Annotated in this window: 16 protein-coding genes, 1 pseudogene and 1 riboswitch; of the genes and pseudogenes, 7 read left to right on the top strand and 10 right to left on the bottom strand. The window is 57.0% G+C overall.

All coding sequences use genetic code 11. From position 1 onward, the window contains the following. Positions 1-255: 255 nt before the first annotated feature. Together murI and btuB are read right to left on the bottom strand one after the other, a co-directional pair. Complete coding sequence (murI, locus tag INF77_RS18130) at positions 256-1,107, bottom strand: glutamate racemase (protein ID WP_028014824.1); 852 nt, start codon at positions 1,105-1,107, stop codon at positions 256-258. Further along, entirely contained in the window at positions 1,052-2,899 is a 1,848-nt protein-coding gene (gene btuB / locus INF77_RS18135; RefSeq protein WP_193532489.1) for a TonB-dependent vitamin B12 receptor BtuB, read from the bottom strand. The genes murI and btuB overlap by 56 nt, the downstream gene beginning before the upstream one ends. Positions 2,900-2,964: 65 nt before the next feature. Continuing rightward, positions 2,965-3,141: riboswitch (cobalamin riboswitch) on the bottom strand. A gap of 104 nt (positions 3,142-3,245) precedes the next feature. Between btuB and trmA the strand changes: the two genes are divergently transcribed. Next, positions 3,246-4,346 (top strand): tRNA (uridine(54)-C5)-methyltransferase TrmA, encoded by a 1,101-nt coding sequence (gene trmA / locus INF77_RS18140; protein WP_193532488.1) that lies wholly within the window; start codon positions 3,246-3,248, stop codon positions 4,344-4,346. 55 nt (positions 4,347-4,401) lie between these two features. Here trmA and INF77_RS18145 read toward each other — a convergent pair whose 3' ends face one another. After that, on the bottom strand, positions 4,402-4,761 hold the full coding sequence (locus INF77_RS18145; RefSeq protein WP_008501783.1) for a YijD family membrane protein: 360 nt from the start codon (positions 4,759-4,761) through the stop codon (positions 4,402-4,404). A gap of 9 nt (positions 4,762-4,770) precedes the next feature. After that, a complete protein-coding gene (gene fabR, locus INF77_RS18150; protein ID WP_008501784.1) occupies positions 4,771-5,409 on the bottom strand; it encodes an HTH-type transcriptional repressor FabR in 639 nt (212 codons plus the stop codon). A 196-nt stretch (positions 5,410-5,605) separates the two neighbouring features. On the opposite strand from fabR, the gene sthA reads away from it, so the two are divergent. Then, positions 5,606-7,006, top strand: coding sequence for a Si-specific NAD(P)(+) transhydrogenase (gene sthA, locus INF77_RS18155; protein ID WP_045260262.1), 1,401 nt, complete (start codon positions 5,606-5,608; stop codon positions 7,004-7,006). Here sthA and oxyR read toward each other — a convergent pair. From oxyR to argC, 4 genes are all read right to left on the bottom strand, one after another. After that, a complete protein-coding gene (oxyR, locus tag INF77_RS18160; RefSeq protein ID WP_025758848.1) occupies positions 6,989-7,906 on the bottom strand; it encodes a DNA-binding transcriptional regulator OxyR in 918 nt (305 codons plus the stop codon). The two genes, sthA and oxyR, sit on opposite strands and share 18 nt — an antisense overlap. A 303-nt stretch (positions 7,907-8,209) precedes the next feature. Beyond that, positions 8,210-9,583: an argininosuccinate lyase gene (gene argH / locus INF77_RS18165; RefSeq protein ID WP_045260261.1), complete on the bottom strand. Its 1,374-nt coding sequence runs from the start codon at positions 9,581-9,583 to the stop codon at positions 8,210-8,212. A gap of 75 nt (positions 9,584-9,658) precedes the next feature. Continuing rightward, positions 9,659-10,435 (bottom strand): acetylglutamate kinase, encoded by a 777-nt coding sequence (argB, locus tag INF77_RS18170; RefSeq protein ID WP_098946274.1) that lies wholly within the window; start codon positions 10,433-10,435, stop codon positions 9,659-9,661. Between the two features lie 6 nt (positions 10,436-10,441). Beyond that, a complete protein-coding gene (gene argC, locus INF77_RS18175; protein WP_063437473.1) occupies positions 10,442-11,446 on the bottom strand; it encodes an N-acetyl-gamma-glutamyl-phosphate reductase in 1,005 nt (334 codons plus the stop codon). 88 nt (positions 11,447-11,534) lie between these two features. Between argC and argE the strand changes: the two genes are divergently transcribed. From argE to INF77_RS18200, 5 genes and pseudogenes are all read left to right on the top strand, one after another. Next, entirely contained in the window at positions 11,535-12,686 is a 1,152-nt protein-coding gene (gene argE / locus INF77_RS18180) for an acetylornithine deacetylase (protein ID WP_028014830.1), read from the top strand. A gap of 271 nt (positions 12,687-12,957) precedes the next feature. After that, positions 12,958-15,609, top strand: a complete 2,652-nt coding sequence (ppc, locus tag INF77_RS18185) for a phosphoenolpyruvate carboxylase (protein WP_041911805.1) — start codon at positions 12,958-12,960, stop codon at positions 15,607-15,609. A gap of 57 nt (positions 15,610-15,666) precedes the next feature. Then, on the top strand, positions 15,667-16,431 hold the full coding sequence (locus tag INF77_RS18190) for an AraC family transcriptional regulator (protein ID WP_193532487.1): 765 nt from the start codon (positions 15,667-15,669) through the stop codon (positions 16,429-16,431). 128 nt (positions 16,432-16,559) lie between these two features. Further along, complete coding sequence (gene fsa, locus INF77_RS18195) at positions 16,560-17,222, top strand: fructose-6-phosphate aldolase (protein ID WP_048959182.1); 663 nt, start codon at positions 16,560-16,562, stop codon at positions 17,220-17,222. Between the two features lie 12 nt (positions 17,223-17,234). Then, positions 17,235-18,340: pseudogene (locus INF77_RS18200) on the top strand (glycerol dehydrogenase). A 91-nt stretch (positions 18,341-18,431) separates the two neighbouring features. Here INF77_RS18200 and katG read toward each other — a convergent pair. Further along, positions 18,432-20,612 carry a catalase/peroxidase HPI gene (katG, locus tag INF77_RS18205; protein WP_028014834.1) on the bottom strand — a complete coding sequence of 727 codons (2,181 nt, stop codon included), beginning with the start codon at positions 20,610-20,612 and terminating at the stop codon, positions 18,432-18,434. Between the two features lie 146 nt (positions 20,613-20,758). Further along, positions 20,759-21,646, bottom strand: coding sequence for a methylenetetrahydrofolate reductase (gene metF, locus INF77_RS18210; protein ID WP_028014835.1), 888 nt, complete (start codon positions 21,644-21,646; stop codon positions 20,759-20,761). Positions 21,647-21,694 lie beyond the last annotated feature (48 nt).

The raw sequence follows: 21,694 nt of genomic DNA on the forward strand, positions 1-21,694 counted from the left end.
ATAAATTGTTAAAGAGCAGTGCAACGCGGCTTTCGCTCACCGTTGCGAGGTGGCGTATATTACGCTTTCCTCTTTCAGAGTCAACCCGTTATTTTCACTTTTCTCTGTTGGCGTTCATCTCTGAACCCCGCTAACCCGGCGGCCTGTAAGCCGTTGTTCCGTGTCAGTGGAGGCGCATTATAGGGAGTTCTCAGGCGTTGACAACCCCTCTTTTAAAAAAAACTTTCAACCGTCTCTTTTTTGCTCAAAACCGTGCTATAGCGCCAGTTTTTCGAGCGTTTCAAAGCCATAACGGCGTAAAACGGGTAAAAGTTGCTCAGTCTCTTTCGTGATAGCCATGCAAAATGCGATATTTGCATCGGTAGATTTCGCATCCGGCGCTTCATGCTCCAGCAGCCAGGCCGTACGACGGGCGATCGCCGCACCAGAATCCACCAGCCGCGTCCCCTCCGGAAGCACTTCTAATAGCTCTTCCTGCAAGAGAGGAAAGTGGGTGCAGCCCAGCACAACCGTATCCGGTGGTTCGGGCATCCGCAGCCACGGACGAAGAATACGACGCAGCTCTTCGAGCGATACCGTCTCGCCGTGCAGTTTCGCTTCCGCCATCTCCACCAGCTCTGCGGAGCCAAGCATTGCAATCTGGCATTCGTTAGCAAAACGGTCGATCAGCTCGCGGGTATAAGGACGCTTCACCGTGCCACGCGTGGCCAGCAAGCCCACGATACCGTTCGCCGTCAGGCGCGCGGCAGGCTTTATGGCAGGAACAACGCCCACAACCGGGAACTGGAATTTCTCACGCAGGGCGGGAAGAGAAACGGTGCTCGCCGTATTACAGGCAATGACCGCCAGCGCAAGGGGATAGCGCTTTTGTACCGCGGTGACGATTTCAACCACGCGCTCAACGATAAAGTCCTCACTCTTCTCCCCATAAGGAAAAGCGACGTTATCGAAGGCGTAGATGTAATGGAGATCCGGCAGGAGATGCCGAATCTCATCGTAGACCGAAAGCCCACCGACGCCGGAATCAAACACCAGCACGGTAGGGCGCGGATTAGAAGGTGTAGCTGCCAGACAAGGTGTATTCCCGTCCTGCAGTTTGGTAGCCATAAACTGTCTCGTAATCTTTATCGAACAGGTTGGCTATTTTACCACGAACTGTGAGGTGTGAGGTGACCGGATATGAAACTGCGACATCCCACAGGCTCACACCGCCCATTTTCACTTTTTCTGACGGATAAGAACCAAAATCAGTGTCGTAACGCGTGCCGAGATAGTGATACGTCAGGCTCCAGTCGAAATCATAGATCTGCGTATCGAGCTGATATTTCACCTGCTGCTTAGCACGACGGTCCAGAAGTTCGTTGGTCGCCGCATTGCGGGCATCCACATAGTCGTAGCCAACGGTATGCGTCAACGGACCTGTATCAAACGACGCCGTCGCTTCCACACCCTTAATGCGTGCTTTACCGACGTTGTAATATTCCTGAAGGTTATTATTAAAGTCGATGAGATTATCAACGTCATTACGATAGCCAGACACGCGCCAGCTCACGCCTGCCGTCAGGCCTTCAAACGCCCCTTCCCACTGCTTGCTCTCTTCTGGATCAAGATGGTCATTGCCATAGAAGCCATAGAGTTGACCCAGATTCGGGGCTTTATAGGCCGTACCATAAGAAGCAATGAAGCGGTAACCGTCCACGAACTCCCACGCTGCACTGCTTTGCCAGGTGCCATGGCGACCAAACTGAGAGTTGTCATCGCTGCGAACCGCCCCTTCCAGAGTGAAATCGCCCAGCTGCTGCAGCCCGGTCAGGTAGACGCCGGTGTTACGCAGGTTGTAGCCGTTGGTCACGTAGTTTGTACCCGGCTCGGTGCTCTGCTTCTGCCAGTCAACGCCCGCACCAATGTTCCCGTGCCCCACATCAACGGAGTTGAGCCACTGGACGTTGTACTGTTTGATTTCATCCAGCGTGGCCGTCGAATCGTAACGGCCCAAATTAGGGTCGTAGTTATAGTCTTTGCTGTGGCTATAGCTGGTGAGGAGCTGTGAATGGAAGATGTCCTCGTTGAAGCGTAATCCTGCGTCCCAGGTCTGGCTATAGAGCTGGCGGGTATCGACCAATACGTCAGGGGTAAATGAGCTGTAGTAACCGTCATAGGCCGTACGGTTGCTGTAGCCAAAGCCGCGAACAAATCCGCTCCACTGGTCTGAGAATGCGTGATCCACCGCACCGTAGAGCGTTTTATTCATAAAGCCGTCGCGATCGGTCTGGGCAAGGCCACCATTGTTGCCGTCCGCAACCACATCGAAACCTTTGGTATAGGTGTAATCCCCCGCCAGCGTGACGCGCGTGCTGTGGCCCAGCGTTTGCTGGGTACTGCCGCCATAATTCTGGTAACCGTGCGACCCTACGCCGGCATTCAGCGTCGTACCGTCCTTCGCGCGAGTGGTAATAATGTTGACTACACCGCCAATCGCATCCGAGCCGTATACCGCCGAACGCGGTCCACGCACATATTCGATACGCTGCACCAGGGAGATCGGGAACTGGCTGAGATCGGACGACCCCGTGACGCCCGCCTGGTTAAGGCGGATGCCGTCAACGAGAATCAGGACGTGGCTGGAATTGGTGCCACGGATAAAGAGAGAAGAGAGTTGCCCCATCCCGCCATTTTGCGCCGTGTCCACGCCGGGCAGGCGACGCATAACGTCCAGCACCGAGGTTGACTGCCAGCGGTCAATATCAGCACGCGTAACCACCGACGTTGCTGCCAGAATAGTTTTTTCAGGTTGTTCAAAACGATTTGCCGTCACCACCAACGAGTCAGCGCTATCCTGCGCCCAGCCCGAAAATGCCGTGACGGACAGCGCCGTCAACAGCGATACTTTTTTAATCATTGTTAAAGCATCCACAATATAAGAAGGATGCCGCAGGCCTCATCTATAGCACGCGATGATGAAACCAAATGCGACGTGATCCCGGCAGGTCTTCGGGCTAGGTGGCGTTATACGGATGAAGACTTCCCATTTTCACAGTGTCTACAGCTCTCATCCCGCCAGTCTTTACCGCTGCGCGTCAGCTCCAGATTTTCACTGGATTCCCTTTTCACTCTCAGGAGACCGGAAACAGAATGCTACAATTAGACACGTATAGATGTCCAGACAGCTATTGGCCATTAAATCTGGACATCCCCTGAACAATCCCTACAATCCCCGCGTAATTCTTTATCACTCAGGACGCATCATGACCCCAGAACACCTCCCGACAGAACAGTACGACGCGCAGCTGGCCGAGAAAGTTGTCCGCCTGCAAAGTATGATGACGCCTTTCAACGCGCCCGTTCCCGAGGTGTTCCGCTCCCCTGTCAGCCACTACCGCATGCGCGCCGAGTTCCGCATCTGGCATGACGGCGACGACCTGTACCACATCATTTTCGATCAGCAGACCAAATCACGCATTCGCGTGGACAGCTTCCCGGCAGCGAGCGAGCTTATCAACCAGCTGATGACGCTGATCATTGAAGGCGTGCGCAACAATCCGGTGCTGCGCAACAAGCTGTTCCAGATTGACTATCTGACCACGCAAAGCAATCAGGCGATTGTCTCTCTGCTGTACCACAAAGCGCTGACCGACGAATGGCGCGAGCAGGCCGAAGCCCTGCGCGATGCGCTGCGTGCGCAGAACATCAACGTGCACCTGATTGGCCGCGCGACCAAAACCAAAATCATGCTGGATCAGGATTACGTCGACGAGCGTCTGCCGGTGGCGGGTAAAGAGATGGTTTACCGTCAGGTGGAGAACAGCTTCACCCAGCCGAATGCCGCGATGAACGTGCAGATGCTGGAGTGGGCGCTGAAGGCGACGGAAGGGTCTAAGGGCGATCTGCTTGAGCTGTACTGCGGTAACGGCAACTTCTCGCTGGCGCTGGCGCGTAACTTCGAACGCGTGCTGGCAACGGAAATCGCCAAGCCGTCGGTAGCGGCCGCGCAGTACAACATCGCCGCTAACCATATCGATAACGTGCAGATCATTCGCATGGCGGCAGAAGAGTTCACCAAGGCCATGAACGGTGTACGCCAGTTTAACCGCCTGGAAGGGATCGATTTGAAGAGCTATCAGTGTGAGACGATTTTTGTCGACCCGCCGCGTAGCGGCCTGGACAGCGAAACCGAGAAGATGGTGCAGGCGTACCCGCGTATTTTGTACATCTCCTGTAACCCGGAGACGCTGTGCAAGAATCTGGAAACATTAAGCCAGACGCACAAGGTTGAACGTCTGGCGCTGTTCGATCAGTTCCCGTATACGCACCATATGGAGTGCGGTGTACTGCTCACGGCGAAGTAACTAGCCGGCGTTTTTGGCAGGTGGCGCTTCGCTTACCTGCCCTACTCAGACCTCATTACTCTGGCAGTTGACTCTTGCGGCTACGCATGCGCGAGCCAATCCAGAACACCAGCGCCACGGACAGTACCGCAGGGAAGAAGTTAGAGCCGATATCCGGATACTCCGCGCGCACCACGGTGCTATACAGCAATACGCCCAGAATAAAACAGGCAGCGGCCAGCCCCGGTAACCCAACCGGCATCGTACGGTTCAGGTAACGCTGATGCAGGCAGTAGACCGTCAGCACCAGCGCAATAAGCGGGAAAATCGAAAATGGCACGATGGAGCTAAAAATAGCGGCAAACGTGCCATTAATGGATAAGCCAGCGATCAATGCCAGCAACAGCGTCCCTTTATCCTGACCTGACTGTTTCATTACTCACCTTCACTCTTCGGTTTGATGTGCCAGTTTCTCTTGTTCACGGCGATACCAGTAGTACGCGCCTTTGGAGATCATCCTGAGCTGCAATACCAGTCGCTCTTCAAGCTGCTTGCGTTGTTCAATGCTGACGTCCAGCGCTTCGGCACCCGCGCTGAACACAATCGTCACCATCGCCTCGGCCTGTGCTTCAGTAAAGGCACGCGGCATATGGTTTTCGAGTTCAAGATAGTCGGCAAGTTCCGCGATGAAGTGCTGAATTTCCCGCGCGACGGCGGCACGAAACGCTGCCGATGTGCCCGAACGCTCGCGCAGAAGCAGACGAAACGCGTTGGGGTTATTGCCGATAAATTCCATAAACGTCGACACGGAGGTGCGGATCACGCTGCCCCCTTTTGCGATACGCTGACGCGCCTGGCGCATCAGCTGGCGCAGCATCAAACCGCTCTCGTCGACCATGGTCAGGCCCAGTTCATCCACATCACGGAAGTGACGATAGAAGGACGTTGGCGCAATCCCGGCCTCGCGTGCGACTTCGCGCAGGCTCAAACTGGCAAAACTCCGCTCAGCACTCAGTTGACTGAATGCGGCTTCCACCAGCGAACGCCGGGTTTTCTCTTTTTGTTGTGCTCTTACGCCCATCACGATAGTTGAATCCTTCCAAAGGCCTGATGGCACTATACCAGAGAATAAAATTAATCTGTTTGCTCAGCTTTGTGAATGATTGTTTACGTGCGGTTTGTGCTCCACTGCCGGAAAAAAGCACAACGATAATTGGGTTACCCTGGCAATGATGTTATGATTCTGTTGCTTTTATGTATAAGAACAGGTAAGCCTTGCCATGCCACATTCCTACGATTACGACGCAATAGTTATTGGTTCCGGCCCCGGCGGCGAAGGTGCTGCTATGGGTCTGGTGAAACAGGGAGCCAGAGTAGCGGTCATCGAGCGCTACCATAATGTCGGCGGCGGTTGCACCCACTGGGGCACCATCCCATCGAAAGCCCTCCGCCACGCCGTTAGCCGCATTATCGAATTTAACCAGAACCCTCTTTACAGCGACCACTCCCGACTTCTTCGTTCCTCCTTTGCCGACATCCTGAATCACGCGGATACCGTCATTAACCAGCAGACGCGCATGCGTCAGGGCTTTTATGAGCGTAACCATTGTGAAATCCTGCAGGGCAACGCGCATTTTGTGGATGAACACACCCTGGCACTCGAATGCCACGACGGTTCGATTGAGACGATCACCGCTGAAAAATTTGTGATTGCCTGCGGTTCACGCCCTTACCATCCGGCCGACGTCGACTTCTCACACCCACGCGTCTACGACAGCGACTCCATTCTGAGCCTGCACCATGAACCCCGCCACGTCATTATCTATGGCGCAGGGGTCATCGGCTGCGAATACGCGTCGATCTTCCGCGGAATGGACGTCAAAGTTGACCTGATTAACACCCGCGATCGCCTGCTGGCGTTCCTCGATCAGGAAATGTCAGACTCCCTCTCCTACCACTTCTGGAACAGCGGCGTAGTGATTCGTCACAACGAAGAGTACGAGAAGATCGAAGGCTGCGATGACGGTGTGATCATGCACCTGAAGTCCGGTAAGAAGCTGAAAGCCGACTGCCTGCTGTACGCCAACGGCCGTACCGGCAATACCGATTCACTGCGGCTGGAAAATATCGGGCTTGAAACAGACAGCCGCGGTCAGCTGAAGGTCAACAGCATGTATCAGACCGCGCTGCCGCACGTATACGCGGTGGGCGACGTAATTGGCTACCCGAGCCTGGCCTCCGCCGCTTACGATCAGGGCCGCATTGCCGCTCAGGCGCTGGTGAAAGGCGAAGCGACGGCGCATCTGATCGAAGATATCCCGACGGGGATCTACACCATTCCGGAAATCAGTTCTGTCGGGAAAACCGAGCAGCAGCTGACGTCAATGAAGGTGCCTTACGAGGTAGGTCGCGCGCAGTTTAAACATCTGGCGCGGGCGCAGATCGTGGGGATGAGCGTAGGTACGCTGAAAATTCTGTTCCATCGCGAGACGAAAGAGATCCTCGGGATTCACTGCTTTGGTGAACGCGCGGCGGAAATCATTCATATCGGCCAGGCAATCATGGAGCAGAAAGGCGGTGGTAACACCATTGAGTACTTCGTTAACACCACCTTTAACTACCCGACCATGGCGGAAGCCTATCGGGTAGCCGCGCTGAACGGCTTAAACCGCCTGTTTTAACGCGCTGTCGAAATGGCCATCCATCGCACCGCGGATGGCCTCTGCCAGTTGCTCATAGCGGCTGCGCAGCGGTGACCCTGGGCGATACACCAGGCCGATCGTGCGACGCGGCTCCGGCTTAATGCACGGCAGGTACACCACGCCATCACGCTTACGCTCGCGCGGTACGGCCAGCGCAGGCAGCAACGTAATACCGCTTCCCGCCGCCACCATATTACGCAGCGTTTCCAGACTGGTTGCGCGGAAGTGGGTATCTTCGTCAGCGCCCGCTTCGAAGCAGAAGCCCATCGCCTGATCGCGCAGGCAGTGACCGTCTTCCAGCATCAGCAGCTTTTCACCGGCCAGATCGGCCATCGGCACGCGATCGCGGTTCGCCCACGGGTGATCTTCATAGATCGCCAGCATCATCGGCTCATCGAACAGCGGTACTTCAATAAACGCTTCGCTCTCTTTTACCAGCGCCAGAATGGCGCAGTCGAGCTTGCCGCTGTCCAGCTGCGCCAGCAGCTGATGGGTTTGCGCTTCGTGCAGATACATTTCGAGTTTCGGGAAAGTCTGGTGCAGCATCGGAATGATGTGCGGTAACAGGTACGGGCCAACGGTTGGGATCAGGCCAATATGCAGCGGGCCGGACATGGCCTCTCCCTGCTGGCTTGCCATTTCCTTGAGCACTTTGACCTCGCGCAGCACGGTGCGCGCCTGATCCACCAGCAGAAGACCGGCCTGGGTGAACAGCACCTTACGGCTGGTGCGCTCCAGCAGCATCACGCCCAACTCGTCTTCCAGCTTGCGGATCTGCCCGCTCAGCGTGGGCTGGCTGACGTGGCAGGAATCTGCCGCGCGGCGAAAGTGACGATGCTCGGCTAACGCTACCAGGTATTCAAGATCACGAATATTCATTATTCATCCTCCGTCGCCACGATAGTTCATGGCGATAGATAGCATAGCAATGAACGATTATCCCTATCAAGCATTCTGTTGAATAATACGCCACATAGACGAGGCGGCCGTGTTTGACCCTTGACGTCCCCGCACCGTCAGCGAGTTTCTCTCAAAACTCGAACAACTAAAGCCAACGTGAACTTTTGCGGACCCCGTGGTCCGCTTTTTTTTTGCGTAAAAAAGCCTGGCGCTAAGCCAGGCTCCGTTTTTCTCCCTCTCCCGGTGGGAGAGGGCCGGGGTGAGGGCACCAGCCCGCACGGTTCAAATCAGGCGGTTTTTCGCATCCGCAATTGCCTGCGCCACCTGCTTCGGCGACACGCCGCCTTTCGCCGCACGTTTATCCAGGCAGGACTGCAGCGCCAGAATCGGGTACACATCCTCCCCGATCGCCGCGCTGAACTTTTGCAGGTCGGCAAGCGCCAGATCTTCCAGCGGTTTACCCTGACGAATGGCTTCCACCACCGCTTCGCCCACAATATGGTGCGCTTCACGGAACGGTACGCCCTTCGCGACAAGGTAGTCCGCCAGTTCGGTAGAGTTGGCATAGCCCTGCTGCGCCGCTTCCTGGCAGCGCGGACGTTTCACCTGAATGCCGTCCAGCACCAGCGCGCCCATGTGCAGACAGTCCAGCCAGGTGTCGAGCGCGTCGAACAGCCCTTCCTTGTCTTCCTGCATATCTTTGTTATACGCCAGCGGCAGCCCTTTCAGGGTCATCATCATGCCGGTCAGCGCGCCCTGCACGCGACCGCACTTGCCGCGGATCAGTTCCAGCGCGTCCGGGTTTTTCTTCTGCGGCATCAGCGATGAGCCTGAGGTCACGCGGTCAGACAGCTCAACGAAGCCCGCTTCACCGGAGTTAAAGAAGATCAGGTCTTCGGCAAAGCGCGAAAGATGCACCATCCCGATAGAGGCATTGGAGAGCAGCTCCAGCACGTGGTCACGGTCAGAGACGCTGTCCAGGCTGTTGCGGGTGGCGGAGGCAAAGCCCAGCCATCCTGCCAGCTGCTCGCGGTCGATTTCATACGCCGTACCGGCCAGCGCGCCGCTGCCCAGCGGGCTGACGTCCAGACGCTTCAGGGTATCCTGCAGACGGCTTTCGTCACGCGCCAGCATCTCAACGTAGGCCAGACACCAGTGCGCAAAGGTCACCGGCTGCGCGCGCTGCAGGTGGGTATAACCCGGCATCACCGCGTCCTGATTGTTCTGCGCGGTCTCTACCAGCGCACTTTGAAGCTGACGGTTGGCCGCCAACAGTTCGCCAACGGTCTCTTTACACCACAGCTTCAGGTCGGTGGCGACCTGGTCGTTACGGCTACGGCCGGTGTGCAGCTTTTTACCCAGCTGGCCGACTTTGTCGATCAGCTTGCCTTCCACCCAGCTGTGAATATCTTCGGCATCGCTCTGCAGGATTTGCTGCGGATCCAGACGTACCTCTTCCAGCAGGTTGTTCAGCGCCTCTTCCAGCTGCTGCTGTTCGTCTGCGGTCAGTACGCCAACGGTCACCAGCGCTTTGGACCAGGCCACAGAGCCGACAATATCCTGTTCGGCCAGGCGGTAGTCGAAGCGCAAAGAGTCGTTGAACTGTTTGAACCGCTGATCCGCTGCCTGTGTAAAACGCCCACCCCAAAGTGCCATAACATCGTTCCTTTATTCGTTAGTTCCGCCGGGTGCGCTTCGCTTACCCCGGCCTACGGTCATTCAATAAAAAACTTACGCTAAAATACGCGTGCCAATCGGCGTGCCGTTAAACAGCGCCGGGAGCTGCTCCGCGTGACGCCAGGAGGCGATATCCACCGGGCGGCCCAGCGTGCGCGCTGCATCCAGCGCGGCGTTCACTTTGACGATCATGCCGTCGGTAATAATGCCCTGAGCGATCAGCTGCTCGGCTTTGGCGGCGGTCATTTCCGCTATGCGCTGGCCTTTACCGTCGAGAATGCCGCTCACGTCGGAGAGCAGGATCAGGTCTGCGCCCAGCGTGGCCGCCAGCGCGGTTGCCGCCTGGTCCGCGTTAACGTTCATCAGCTCGCCCTCTTCGGTCACGCCGATAGAGCTCACCACCGGCAGGAAACCGCCTTCCAGCAGGGTGTTAATCAGCTTAGGCGAACCTGGCTGCGCCAGTCCAACATGGCCGAGCTCTTCATCGAGCTGGGTCACTTTTACGCTATCACCGTCGCCCAGGTAGAGGCCAACGGACGCAATATGGTGTTTCTTCGCCCATGCCAGCAGCGTTTTGTTCGCCGTGCCCGCCAGCGCGCCGGTAATGATGTCAATCTGGTCAGCAGGCGTGACGCGCAGGCCATTTTTCTTTTTCACCGGCAGATTCAGCCCTTTCATCAGCTCATCCACCACGCAGCCGCCGCCGTGCACAATCACCAGCGGACGCTGGTGCGATTCGCGATAGTTCACCAGCGCGGTAAACAGGCGCTCCAGCGCTTCTTCGCTGTCCAGCAGTACACCACCGAGTTTGATAATTAATGGGTTCATCATCACACCTTAAATAAGAGCCTGCGTTTCAGGGAAGCCGAAACGAATATTTGCACACTGCATTGCCTGTGCGGCAGCGCCTTTGAGTAAGTTATCTTCTGCGGCGACCACAATCAGATGCTCGCCCTGTACGGCAAAGCCGATATCGCAGAACGGCAGGCCAACCACGTTTTTGAGCGCCGGCACGCCTTTGTCGTACAGACGCACCAGCGGTTTATCCGCATACGCCTGCGTGAAGGCCTCGCTCACCTGCTCTTTCGTCACGCCCGGCTTCAGGCGACAGGTGATGGTTTCGAGGATCCCGCGCGGGAAGCTGCCCAGGTGCGGGGTAAAAATCACCTCCGCGCCCAGATGGGTGGTGATTTCAGGATGATGGCGGTGATTAAACACGCCATACGGCTGAAGGCTCACTTCGCAGAAGCTGTTGGAGATAGCGGCCTTGCGCCCCGCACCGCTCACGCCGCTGGTGGCGTTGATCACCGGCCACTGGCTTAGATCCAGCAGACCGGCGTCGATCAGCGGCTTCAGGGAGAGCTGTGCCGCCGTCGGGTAGCAGCCCGGAACGGCAATCAGGTCCGCTTCTTTCAGTTTATCCGCACTCCACTCCGCCAGGCCGTACACCGCTTTTTCAAGCAGATCCGGATGCTGATGAGTAAAGCCGTAATATTTTTCGTAGAACGCGCCGTCGTTAACGCGGAACGCGCCGGAGAGGTCAAACACCACGCAGCCGGCCGCCAGGAACTGCGGCGCAAGGTCGTGGCTGACCTCGTGCGCGGTGGCTAAAAACACCACGTCGACGCCGTCGGTAAACTCGCTGATGTCAGACATCGGCTGCAGCGGCAGATCGACCATGCCCTTAAGCTGCGGATGCAAATCGGAAATTAACTTTCCTGCATCATTGCTTTGCGCTGACACGGTCAAAGCGGTTATGGTCATATGAGGGTGGCGATTTACGTAGCTTACAAGCTCTGCGCCCGCATAACCGCTAGCGCCTACAATCAGCGTATTCAACATCGGGTTCCTTTATGCTCAACGTTAATGTATTTTTATTCACATTTATTGCATGAATATTGATACTATCACGACCTAAGGTGTGTCAACAATGAAAATGAACTTACCGCCATTTATCGAGATCTACCGCGCCCTGATTGCCACACCGTCCATCAGTGCGACCGAAGAAGCGCTGGATCAGAGCAATGAGTCTTTAATCAATCTGCTGGCGGGTTGGTTTAGCGATCTTGGGTTTAACGTTGAGGTTCAGCCCGTCCCCGGAACACGCCACAAATTTAACCTGCTCGCCAGCACCGGAACCGGCGCGGGCGGCCTGCTGCTGGCCGGCCATACCGACACCGTACCGTTTGACGATGGCCGCTGGACGCGCGATCCGTTCACCCTGACCGAGCATGACAACAAGCTCTACGGTCTGGGCACCGCCGACATGAAAGGCTTCTTCGCCTTTATCCTCGACGCGCTGCGTGACGTGGACGTGACGAAGCTGAAAAAACCGCTCTACATTCTGGCAACCGCCGATGAAGAGACCAGCATGGCGGGCGCACGTTATTTCTCTGAAAACACGTCGATTCGTCCGGACTGCGCGATCATCGGTGAACCGACCTCTCTGCAGCCGATTCGTGCGCACAAAGGCCATATTTCTACCGCGGTGCGCGTGCTGGGCCAGTCCGGTCACTCCAGCGATCCGGCGCGCGGCGTGAACGCCATTGAGCTGATGCACGACGCCATTGGCCGCATTATGACCCTGCGCGACGATCTGAAAGAGCGGTATCACTACGAGGCATTCACCGTGCCGTATCCGACGCTGAACCTCGGTAGCCTGCACGGCGGCGATGCGTCCAACCGCATCTGCGCCTGCTGCGAACTGCATATGGATATCCGTCCGCTGCCGGGCATGACGCTGAGCGATCTGGATGGCCTGCTGAATGAAGCGCTGGCCCCGGTGAGCGAGCGCTGGCCGGGACGCCTGACGGTCTCCGAACTGCATCCGCCAATCCCGGGCTACGAATGCCCGCCAGACCATCAGCTGGTTCAGGTGGTGGAAAAACTGCTCGGCGAGAAAACCGACGTGGTGAACTACTGCACCGAAGCGCCTTTTATTCAAACGCTTTGCCCGACGCTGGTCCTCGGCCCTGGCTCCATTAATCAGGCCCACCAGCCGGATGAATATCTGGAAACCCGCTTCATCAAGCCCACCCGCGAGCTGATTACCCAGGTTGTGCATCACTTCTGCTGGCATTAAAACCGCACCGAAAAGTCCCCTCTCCCACAGGGAGAGGGTTCGGGTGAGGGCAACAAATCGCATGATCACCGTCACATTTCCATAAGCATCTCTTATCTGACGCAATGCGAATTAAATTTCGTAAATTGTCCGCATTTATTCGTTTGCTGAACCGTTTTCGCAGCAATTGACGACGGGGGTTTTACGTGGCTTTATAAAGGGAGATGACAAAATAATGTCCAGAAGATTTTCGCCTGGGCATAAACAAAAATGATGGGGTGACTGGGTTTTTATGAACGAACAATATTCCGCGTTGCGTAGTAATGTCAGCATGCTCGGCAAAGTGCTTGGAGATACCATCAAAGACGCATTAGGGGAGAACATCCTCGACCGCGTTGAAACCATCCGCAAGCTGTCTAAATCTTCCCGTGCCGGTAACGAGGCCAGTCGTCAGGAGCTGCTCACCACCTTGCAGAACCTCTCTAACGATGAGCTGCTGCCCGTTGCCCGCGCCTTCAGCCAGTTCCTGAACCTGGCAAACACCGCTGAGCAATACCACAGCATTTCGCCAAACGGCGAAGCGGCCAGCAACCCGGAAGTCATTGCCCGCACCCTTCGTAAACTGAAAGACCAGCCAGACCTCAACGAAGCCACCATCAAAAAAGCGGTGGAGTCCCTTTCGCTGGAGCTGGTGCTGACCGCACACCCAACCGAAATCACCCGTCGTACGCTGATCCACAAGATGGTGGAAGTAAACAGCTGCCTGAAGCAGCTGGATAACAAAGACATTGCCGACTACGAGCGCAACCAGTTGATGCGCCGTCTGCGCCAGCTGATTGCCCAGTCCTGGCATACCGATGAAATTCGTAAGCATCGCCCAAGCCCGGTCGACGAAGCCAAATGGGGCTTTGCGGTGGTGGAAAACAGTCTGTGGGAAGGGGTACCAAACTACCTGCGCGAGCTGAACGAACAGCTGGAAGAAAACCTCGGCTACCGCCTGCCGGTCGATTTCGTTCCGGTTCGTTTCACCTCCTGGATGGGAGGTGACCGCGACGGCAACCCGAACGTGACCGCGGAAATCACCCGTCACGTTCTGCTGCTGAGCCGCTGGAAAGCGACCGACCTGTTCCTGAAGGATATTCAGGTGCTGATCTCCGAGCTGTCGATGGTTGAAGCGACGCCGGAACTGCGCGCGCTGGCCGGTGAAGAAGGTGCCAGCGAGCCGTACCGCTTCCTGATGAAAAAGCTGCGCGGTCAGCTGATGGCCACCCAGGCGTGGCTGGAAGCGCGCCTTAAAGGCCAGCGCCTGCCGAAGCCGGAAGGTCTGCTGAGCCAGAACGAACAGCTCTGGGAGCCGCTGTACGCCTGCTATAAATCACTCCAGGCCTGTGGCATGGGCATCATTGCCAACGGCGAACTGCTTGATACCCTGCGCCGCGTGAAGTGTTTCGGCGTACCGCTGGTGCGTATCGACGTCCGTCAGGAAAGTACCCGCCATACTGAAGCGCTGGGCGAGCTGACCCGCTATCTCGGCATCGGTGACTATGAAAGCTGGTCAGAAGCCGACAAGCAGGCGTTCCTGATCCGCGAGCTGAACTCCAAGCGCCCTCTGCTGCCGCGCAACTGGGAGCCAAGCAACGACACCCGCGAGGTGCTCAACACCTGTAAAGCGATCGTCGATGCGCCGAAAGGATCGGTGGCCGCCTACGTGATCTCCATGGCGAAAACCCCGTCCGACGTGCTGGGCGTTCATCTTCTGCTGAAAGAAGCGGGCATCGACTACGCCCTGCCAGTCGCCCCGCTGTTTGAGACCCTCGACGACCTGAACAACGCCAACGACGTCATGACCCAGCTGCTTAACATCGACTGGTATCGCGGCTTTATTCAGGGCAAGCAGATGGTGATGATTGGCTATTCCGACTCCGCGAAAGATGCGGGCGTGATGGCGGCGTCCTGGGCGCAGTATCAGGCTCAGGATGCGCTGATCAAAACCTGCGAGAAAGCCGGTATTGAGCTGACCCTGTTCCACGGTCGCGGTGGCTCCATTGGCCGCGGTGGCGCGCCTGCTCACGCGGCGCTGCTCTCTCAACCGCCGGGAAGTCTGAAAGGCGGCCTGCGCGTGACCGAGCAGGGCGAGATGATCCGCTTCAAGTATGGCCTGCCGGAAGTGACCATCAGCAGCCTATCGCTCTATACCAGCGCGATCCTGGAAGCGAACCTGCTGCCACCGCCGGAGCCAAAAGAATCCTGGTGCCGCATCATGGACGAGCTGTCAGATATTTCCTGCGATCTGTACCGCGGCTACGTGCGTGAAAACAAAGACTTCGTGCCTTACTTCCGTTCAGCAACGCCTGAGCAGGAGCTGGGTAAACTGCCGCTGGGCTCGCGTCCTGCAAAGCGTCGCCCGACCGGTGGCGTTGAATCCTTGCGCGCCATTCCATGGATCTTCGCCTGGACGCAGAACCGCCTGATGCTGCCCGCCTGGCTGGGTGCCGGTGCCGCGCTGCAAAAAGTGGTGGAAGACGGCAAACAGAACGAACTGGAAACCATGTGCCGCGACTGGCCCTTCTTCTCTACCCGTCTGGGCATGCTGGAGATGGTCTTCTCGAAGGCCGACCTGTGGCTGGCGGAATACTACGACCAGCGACTGGTGAAACCAGAGCTGTGGGCGTTGGGTAAAGAACTGCGCGAACTGCTGGAAGGCGACATCAAAGTGGTGCTGGACATCGCCAACGACTCGCACCTGATGGCGGACCTGCCGTGGATCGCCGAGTCAATCCAGCTGCGTAACATCTACACCGACCCGCTGAACGTTTTACAGGCTGAACTGCTGCACCGTTCCCGCCTGGCGGAAGAGGAAGGTAAAGAGCCGGATCCTCGCGTTGAACAGGCGCTGATGGTGACGATTGCGGGCGTTGCGGCGGGTATGCGTAACACTGGGTAATGCTTTATGCCGGGCAGGCGTTTTTAGCGCCGCCCGGCACGTTTCGGTAGTCTTCTCATGTATTCCGATATCACCCGAATTTTGGCTGACCTGGTGAACCGTACGTTACCGCTGGGTCAGATTCATTTCTCAGCGCTAGCTGAACAGCATCCCCGAACATCTCCCTGCCTCGTCATTACCCTTGCTACCCCCTGTGAGGCGATATTTTCATCCTTTGGACACATCACGCTTCCAGCGCCTAACGCCCTGAGCATACATTTCGGTAAGCAGCAGCTGACTCTCGATTTACAGCGTGACAACGCGCTTTTGCAGCAGCTGCAGGTTCCCCGGCGTGGCCCGCGAACGGGTGCTTTTCTTCTGCAAGCGCTCACCGAATTACAGATGCAGCCAGACGAGCAAGACACAGCCATGCTGGTGGTATTAAGCTTGCTCAGCCACTGCCGGGATCTGCTTGGCAGTGACATCCACACCGCTAACCGCAGCCGGGCGCTATTCGAAGCCGTTCGTAGCTATATCGAAGAAAATTATGCCTCTTCGTTAACGCGCGAATCCGTGGCACAGGCGTTCTACATCTCGCCGAATTACCTTTCCCATCTCTTTCAGAAGATCGGCCACGTGGGGTTCAACGAGTATCTGACACAAACGCGGCTGGAACATGCACGCCAGCTGCTGAAAGGCTACGATCTCAAAATTAAAGATATTGCCGCACGCTGCGGATTTCCTGACAGCAACTACTTTTGTCGCCTCTTTCGCAAGCACACCGAGCGTTCCCCTTCCGAATATCGTCGCCAGTATCACAGCCAGCTTATCGCCAAAAAATAGCATTGTGATCGCTATCGCACTTCGCTAAGGACATTACATTTGTCCAGTATTTGGCAAAATTGACCTGTATCCGCCGCACTCAGCCGGGCCTTATCCTTTATTCAACCTTTCTGACTTAAGGAAAAATAATGGAACTGTATCTGGATACCGCGAACGTGGCGGAAGTGGAACGCCTTGCACGCATCTTCCCCATCGCGGGCGTCACCACCAACCCAAGCATCATTGCCGCCAGCCGTGAATCCATCTGGGACGTGCTGCCGCGGCTGCAACAAGCCATCGGGCCGGAGGGCACGCTGTTTGCTCAAACCATGAGCCGCGACGCCGAAGGCATGGTGGCGGAGGCCAAACGCCTGAGTAACGCCATCCCGGGTATTGTGGTGAAAATTCCGGTCACCGCGCAGGGGCTTATCGCCATTAAAGGGCTGAAAAGAGAGGGTATTACCACGCTGGGCACCGCCGTTTACAGCGCCGCTCAGGGTTTACTGGCCGCGCTGGCAGGCGCGAAATACGTTGCGCCGTACGTCAACCGCGTCGACGCACAGGGCGGCGACGGTATTGGCATGGTACAGGAGCTGCAGTCCCTGCTTGAACTTCATGCGCCGGAAAGCATGGTGCTGGCTGCCAGCTTTAAAACACCGCGTCAGGCGCTGGACTGCCTGCTGGCCGGATGCGAGGCAATCACGATCCCCTTAGACGTAGCGCAACAAATGCTCGGTACACCAGCGGTAGAGTCGGCCATAGAAAAGTTCGAGCAGGACTGGAAAAACGCGTTTGGTAACCTCAATCTCTAAGGGAGAACTGTTATGGACCGTATCATTCAATCGCCGGGGAAATATATCCAGGGCGCGGATGTGCTGACCCGTCTCGGCGACTATCTGAAACCCCTGGCAAACCGCTGGCTGATCGTCGGCGATAAGTTTGTGCTGGGTTTTGCCGAAGACACCCTGCGCCAGAGTTTTAAAAAAGCCGAACTGCATGCCGAAATCGCGCCGTTTGGCGGCGAATGTTCGCAAAATGAAATCGATCGCCTGAAAAAGTTGGCCGATAGCGCCGACTGCCTGGCAGTACTGGGGATTGGTGGCGGTAAAACGCTTGATACCGCGAAAGCGCTGGCTCACTTTATGGACGTACCGGTCGCCATTGCGCCGACTATCGCTTCCACCGACGCGCCGTGCAGCGCCCTTTCCGTTATTTACACCGACAGCGGCGAGTTCGATCGCTACCTGATGCTGCCGCACAACCCGAACATGGTCATTGTGGATACGAAAGTGGTAGCAGGTGCGCCTGCACGTCTGCTGGCCGCCGGGATTGGCGACGCGCTGGCGACCTGGTTTGAAGCTCGGGCCTGCTCGCGCAGCGGCGCGACCACCATGGCCGGGGGTAAATGCACACAGGCGGCATTAGCGCTCGCCGAGCTGTGCTACAACACGCTGGTTGAAGAGGGTGAAAAAGCGATGCTGGCGGCGGAACAGCATGTGGTAACGCCTGCGCTGGAACGCATTATCGAAGCCCCAACACCTATCTCAGCGGCGTCGGCTTTGAAAGTGGCGGGCTGGCGGCTGCACACGCTATTCATAACGGCATGACGGCGGTGCCTGACGCGCATCACTTCTATCATGGGGAAAAAGTGGCGTTTGGTACGCTGACGCAGCTGGTGCTGGAAAACGCGCCGGTAGAAGAAATTGAGACCGTCGCGGCGCTTTGCCACAGCGTAGGGCTGCCGATCACCCTGGCACAGCTGAACATCAAAGAGGATATTCCGGCCAAAATGCGTCTGATTGCCGAAGCCTCTTGTGCGGAAGGAGAAACGATCCACAACATGCCGGGGGGCGTCACGCCGGATCAGGTGTATGCGGCGCTGCTGGTGGCAGACCAGTATGGACAGCGATTCCTGCAGGAGTGGGAGTAATAAAAAAGCCGGGTGGCGCTGCGCTTACCCGGCCTACATGGCACTTTAATTTGTAGGCCGGGTAAGGCGTAGCCGCCACCCGGCACAATGGCTACTTCACGTCAAACCGATCCAAATCCATCACCTTCGCCCATGCGGCAACGAAGTCACGGACAAACTTCTCGTGTGCGTCGCTGCTGGCATAAACTTCGGCCAGCGCACGCAGGACGGCGTTCGAACCGAAGACCAGGTCGGCGCGGGTCGCGGTGTATTTCACTTCACCGCTGGCGCGATCGCTACCGGCAAACAGTTCGTTTGAATCGTCGGTCGCTTTCCACTGCGTGTTCATGTCCAGCAGATTCACGAAGAAATCATTGCTCAGCACGCCTTCGCGGTTGGTGAACACGCCGTTCTTACTGCCATCAAAGTTCGTGCCCAGTACGCGCAGGCCACCGATCAGCACCGTCAGCTCAGGTGCGGTCAGGGTCAGTTGCTGGGCCTTATCAATCAGCAATGATTCCGTCGTGGACACATCCACCTGCGCACGGTAGTTGCGGAAGCCGTCGGCAATCGGTTCGAGCAGGTTAAACATCTCGATATCCGTCTGATCCTGACGAGCATCCACACGGCCCGGCGTGAACGGCACGTTGACGTAAACGCCCGCGGCTTTCGCCGCCTGCTCAACGCCCACAACGCCCGCCAGCACGATGATATCCGCCAGCGAGGCTTTATTGGTGGTGCGCTGAATAGCTTCCAGAGCCGGTAACGCACGTACCGCCGCGGCATTCACATCCCAGTCGCGCTGAGGCGCCAGCGCCAGACGCGCGCCGTTGGCACCGCCGCGCTTGTCGCCGCCGCGGAAGGTCGATGCAGACGCCCATGCCACGGAAACCAGCTCGCTCACGGAGAGGCCAGAGGCCGCGATTTCCGCTTTCAGGCTTTCAATGTCTTCCTGCGTCGGATGGAACACCGGCTGAGGCAGCGGATCCTGCCAAATCAGATCTTCTTTCGGCACTTCCGGGCCGATGTACCGCGCTTTTGGCCCCATATCACGGTGGGTCAGTTTGAACCACGCGCGCGCGAAGGCTTCGTTAAAGGCCTGCGGATCGTTCAGGAAGCGACGGGAAATTTTCTCGAATTCCGGGTCGAAACGCAGCGTCAGGTCGGTGACCAGCATGGTTGGCTTACGTTTTTTCGACGGGTCAAACGGGTCTGGCATGATTTCCGGCGCATCCACGGCTTCAAACTGAATCGCGCCTGCCGGGCTGCGGGTCTGCACCCATTCGTATTTGAACAGGTTCTCGAAGAAGTAGTTGCTCCACTGGGTCGGAGTTTGCGACCAGATGACCTCCAGCCCGGAGGTGATGGCATCAGCGCCAATACCGGTGCCGTGCGTGCTGGCCCAGCCTAAGCCCTGCGCTTCAATCGGCGAGGCTTCCGGATCGGTACCTACGTGCGTGGCTTCACCCGCGCCGTGGGTTTTACCGAGCGTATGGCCGCCGGCAATCAGCGCGACGGTCTCTTCGTCGTTCATACCCATGTTGCCAAAGGTGGCGCGGATCGCCGCCGCCGCAGACAGCGGTTCACCGCTGGCGTTTGGCCCTTCCGGGTTCACGTAAATCAGCCCCATTTCGGTGGCCGCCAGCGGGCGCTTCGCCAGTGCTTCCGGGTCACGGTGGGTCAGCCAGGCTTTTTCATCACCCCAGTTCACGTCCAGATCCGGTTCCCAGACGTCTTCACGACCGGCGCCAAAACCAAAGGTGCGGAAGCCGGAGTTCTCCAGCGCCACGTTACCCGCGAGGATAAACAGGTCGGCCCAGGAGATTTTTTGTCCGTATTTTTGCTTGATTGGCCACAGCAGGCGGCGCGCTTTATCCAGGCTGACGTTATCAGGCCAGGAGTTCAGCGGCGCAAAGCGCTGTTGGCCGCGTCCGGCACCGCCGCGTCCGTCAACGGAGCGGTAAGTACCGGCACCGTGCCAGGCCATGCGAATAAACAGACCCGCGTAGCTGCCCCAGTCGGCAGGCCACCACGGTTGAGAATCGGTTAACAGAGCTTTGAGATCGCCCTTGAGGGCGGAATAGTCGAGCTTGCTGAATTCTTTGCGGTAGTCGAAGTCTTCACCCAGAGGGTTCGAACGGTTGGAATGTTGGTTGAGAAGATCGATGCGGAGTTGTTTAGGCCACCACTCTTTGCTGCCGGTACCTGCGCCCGCGCTGTGATCGACGCCGCCCTGATGGAACGGACATTTGCCGGCGGATGCCGCGTTATTGGTCTCGTCTGACGTGCTCATCGCTATGCTCCCTTTACAGTTATACCGTTACGATATACACCACTAGCAATAAGATATAGTTGAATTAATCCACAGATTCGATAGTTAATACCTTTTAACTTTTTATATGATTAAAAAGCCCTCACTTTATGAGGGCTTTTTGCTGATTACGCCGGACGAACGCCCAGCGTATGACAAATGGCGTAGCTCATCTCCGCGCGGTTAAGCGTGTAGAAGTGGAAGTCTTTCACCCCTTCGCGGCTTAAGATCTTCACCATGTCCATCGCGATATTGGCCCCCACCAGCTTGCGGGTTTCCGCGTCATCGTCCAGCCCTTCGTACATTTTGGACATCCACAGCGGAATGCGAACGTTGGTCATATCGGCGAATTTCTTCGCCTGTTTGAAGTTAGAGACTGGCAGAATGCCCGGGATAATTTCGACGTCGATACCTGCCGAGACGCAGCGGTCACGGAAGCGCAGATAGCTTTCCACGTCAAAGAAGAACTGGGTGATGGCGCGGTTGGCACCGGCCTCCACCTTACGCTTCAGGTTAAGCAAATCCGCCTGGGCGCTTTTCGCTTCCGGGTGGACTTCAGGGTAGGCGGCCACGGAGATATCAAAATCAGCAACGTTTTTCAGCAGCGCGACCAGATCGGTAGCGTACATGTCCGGCTTGCCGCTTCCCGGCGGCAGATCGCCACGCAGGGCAACGATATGGCGAATCCCGTTGTTCCAGTAGTCCTGGGCAATGGCGCGCAGCTCATCGCGGGTGGCGTCAATACAGGTCAGATGCGGCGCTGCTTCCAGACCGGTACGATCTTTGATGCCTTTAATAATGCTGTGCGTACGGTCGCGCTCGCCGGAGTTAGCGCCGTAGGTCACGGAGACAAACTTCGGCTTAAGGCTGCTCAGGCGATCGATAGAGCTCCACAGGGTTTGCTCCATTTCACTGGTGCGCGGCGGGAAAAATTCAAAAGAGACGTTAATCTGGCCGTTTACTTCGGCCAGGCTCTGATTCAGTGCTTCCCGCTGGTTGGCGTGAAAAAAGCTCATACCTTACCTCTATCTCTCGCGTGTCATTGTCTGTTGTGTTGTGAACTT

The sequence above is a fragment of the Enterobacter cloacae complex sp. P1B genome, from assembly GCF_014982345.1.
GTDB classification, from domain to species: domain Bacteria; phylum Pseudomonadota; class Gammaproteobacteria; order Enterobacterales; family Enterobacteriaceae; genus Enterobacter; species Enterobacter bugandensis.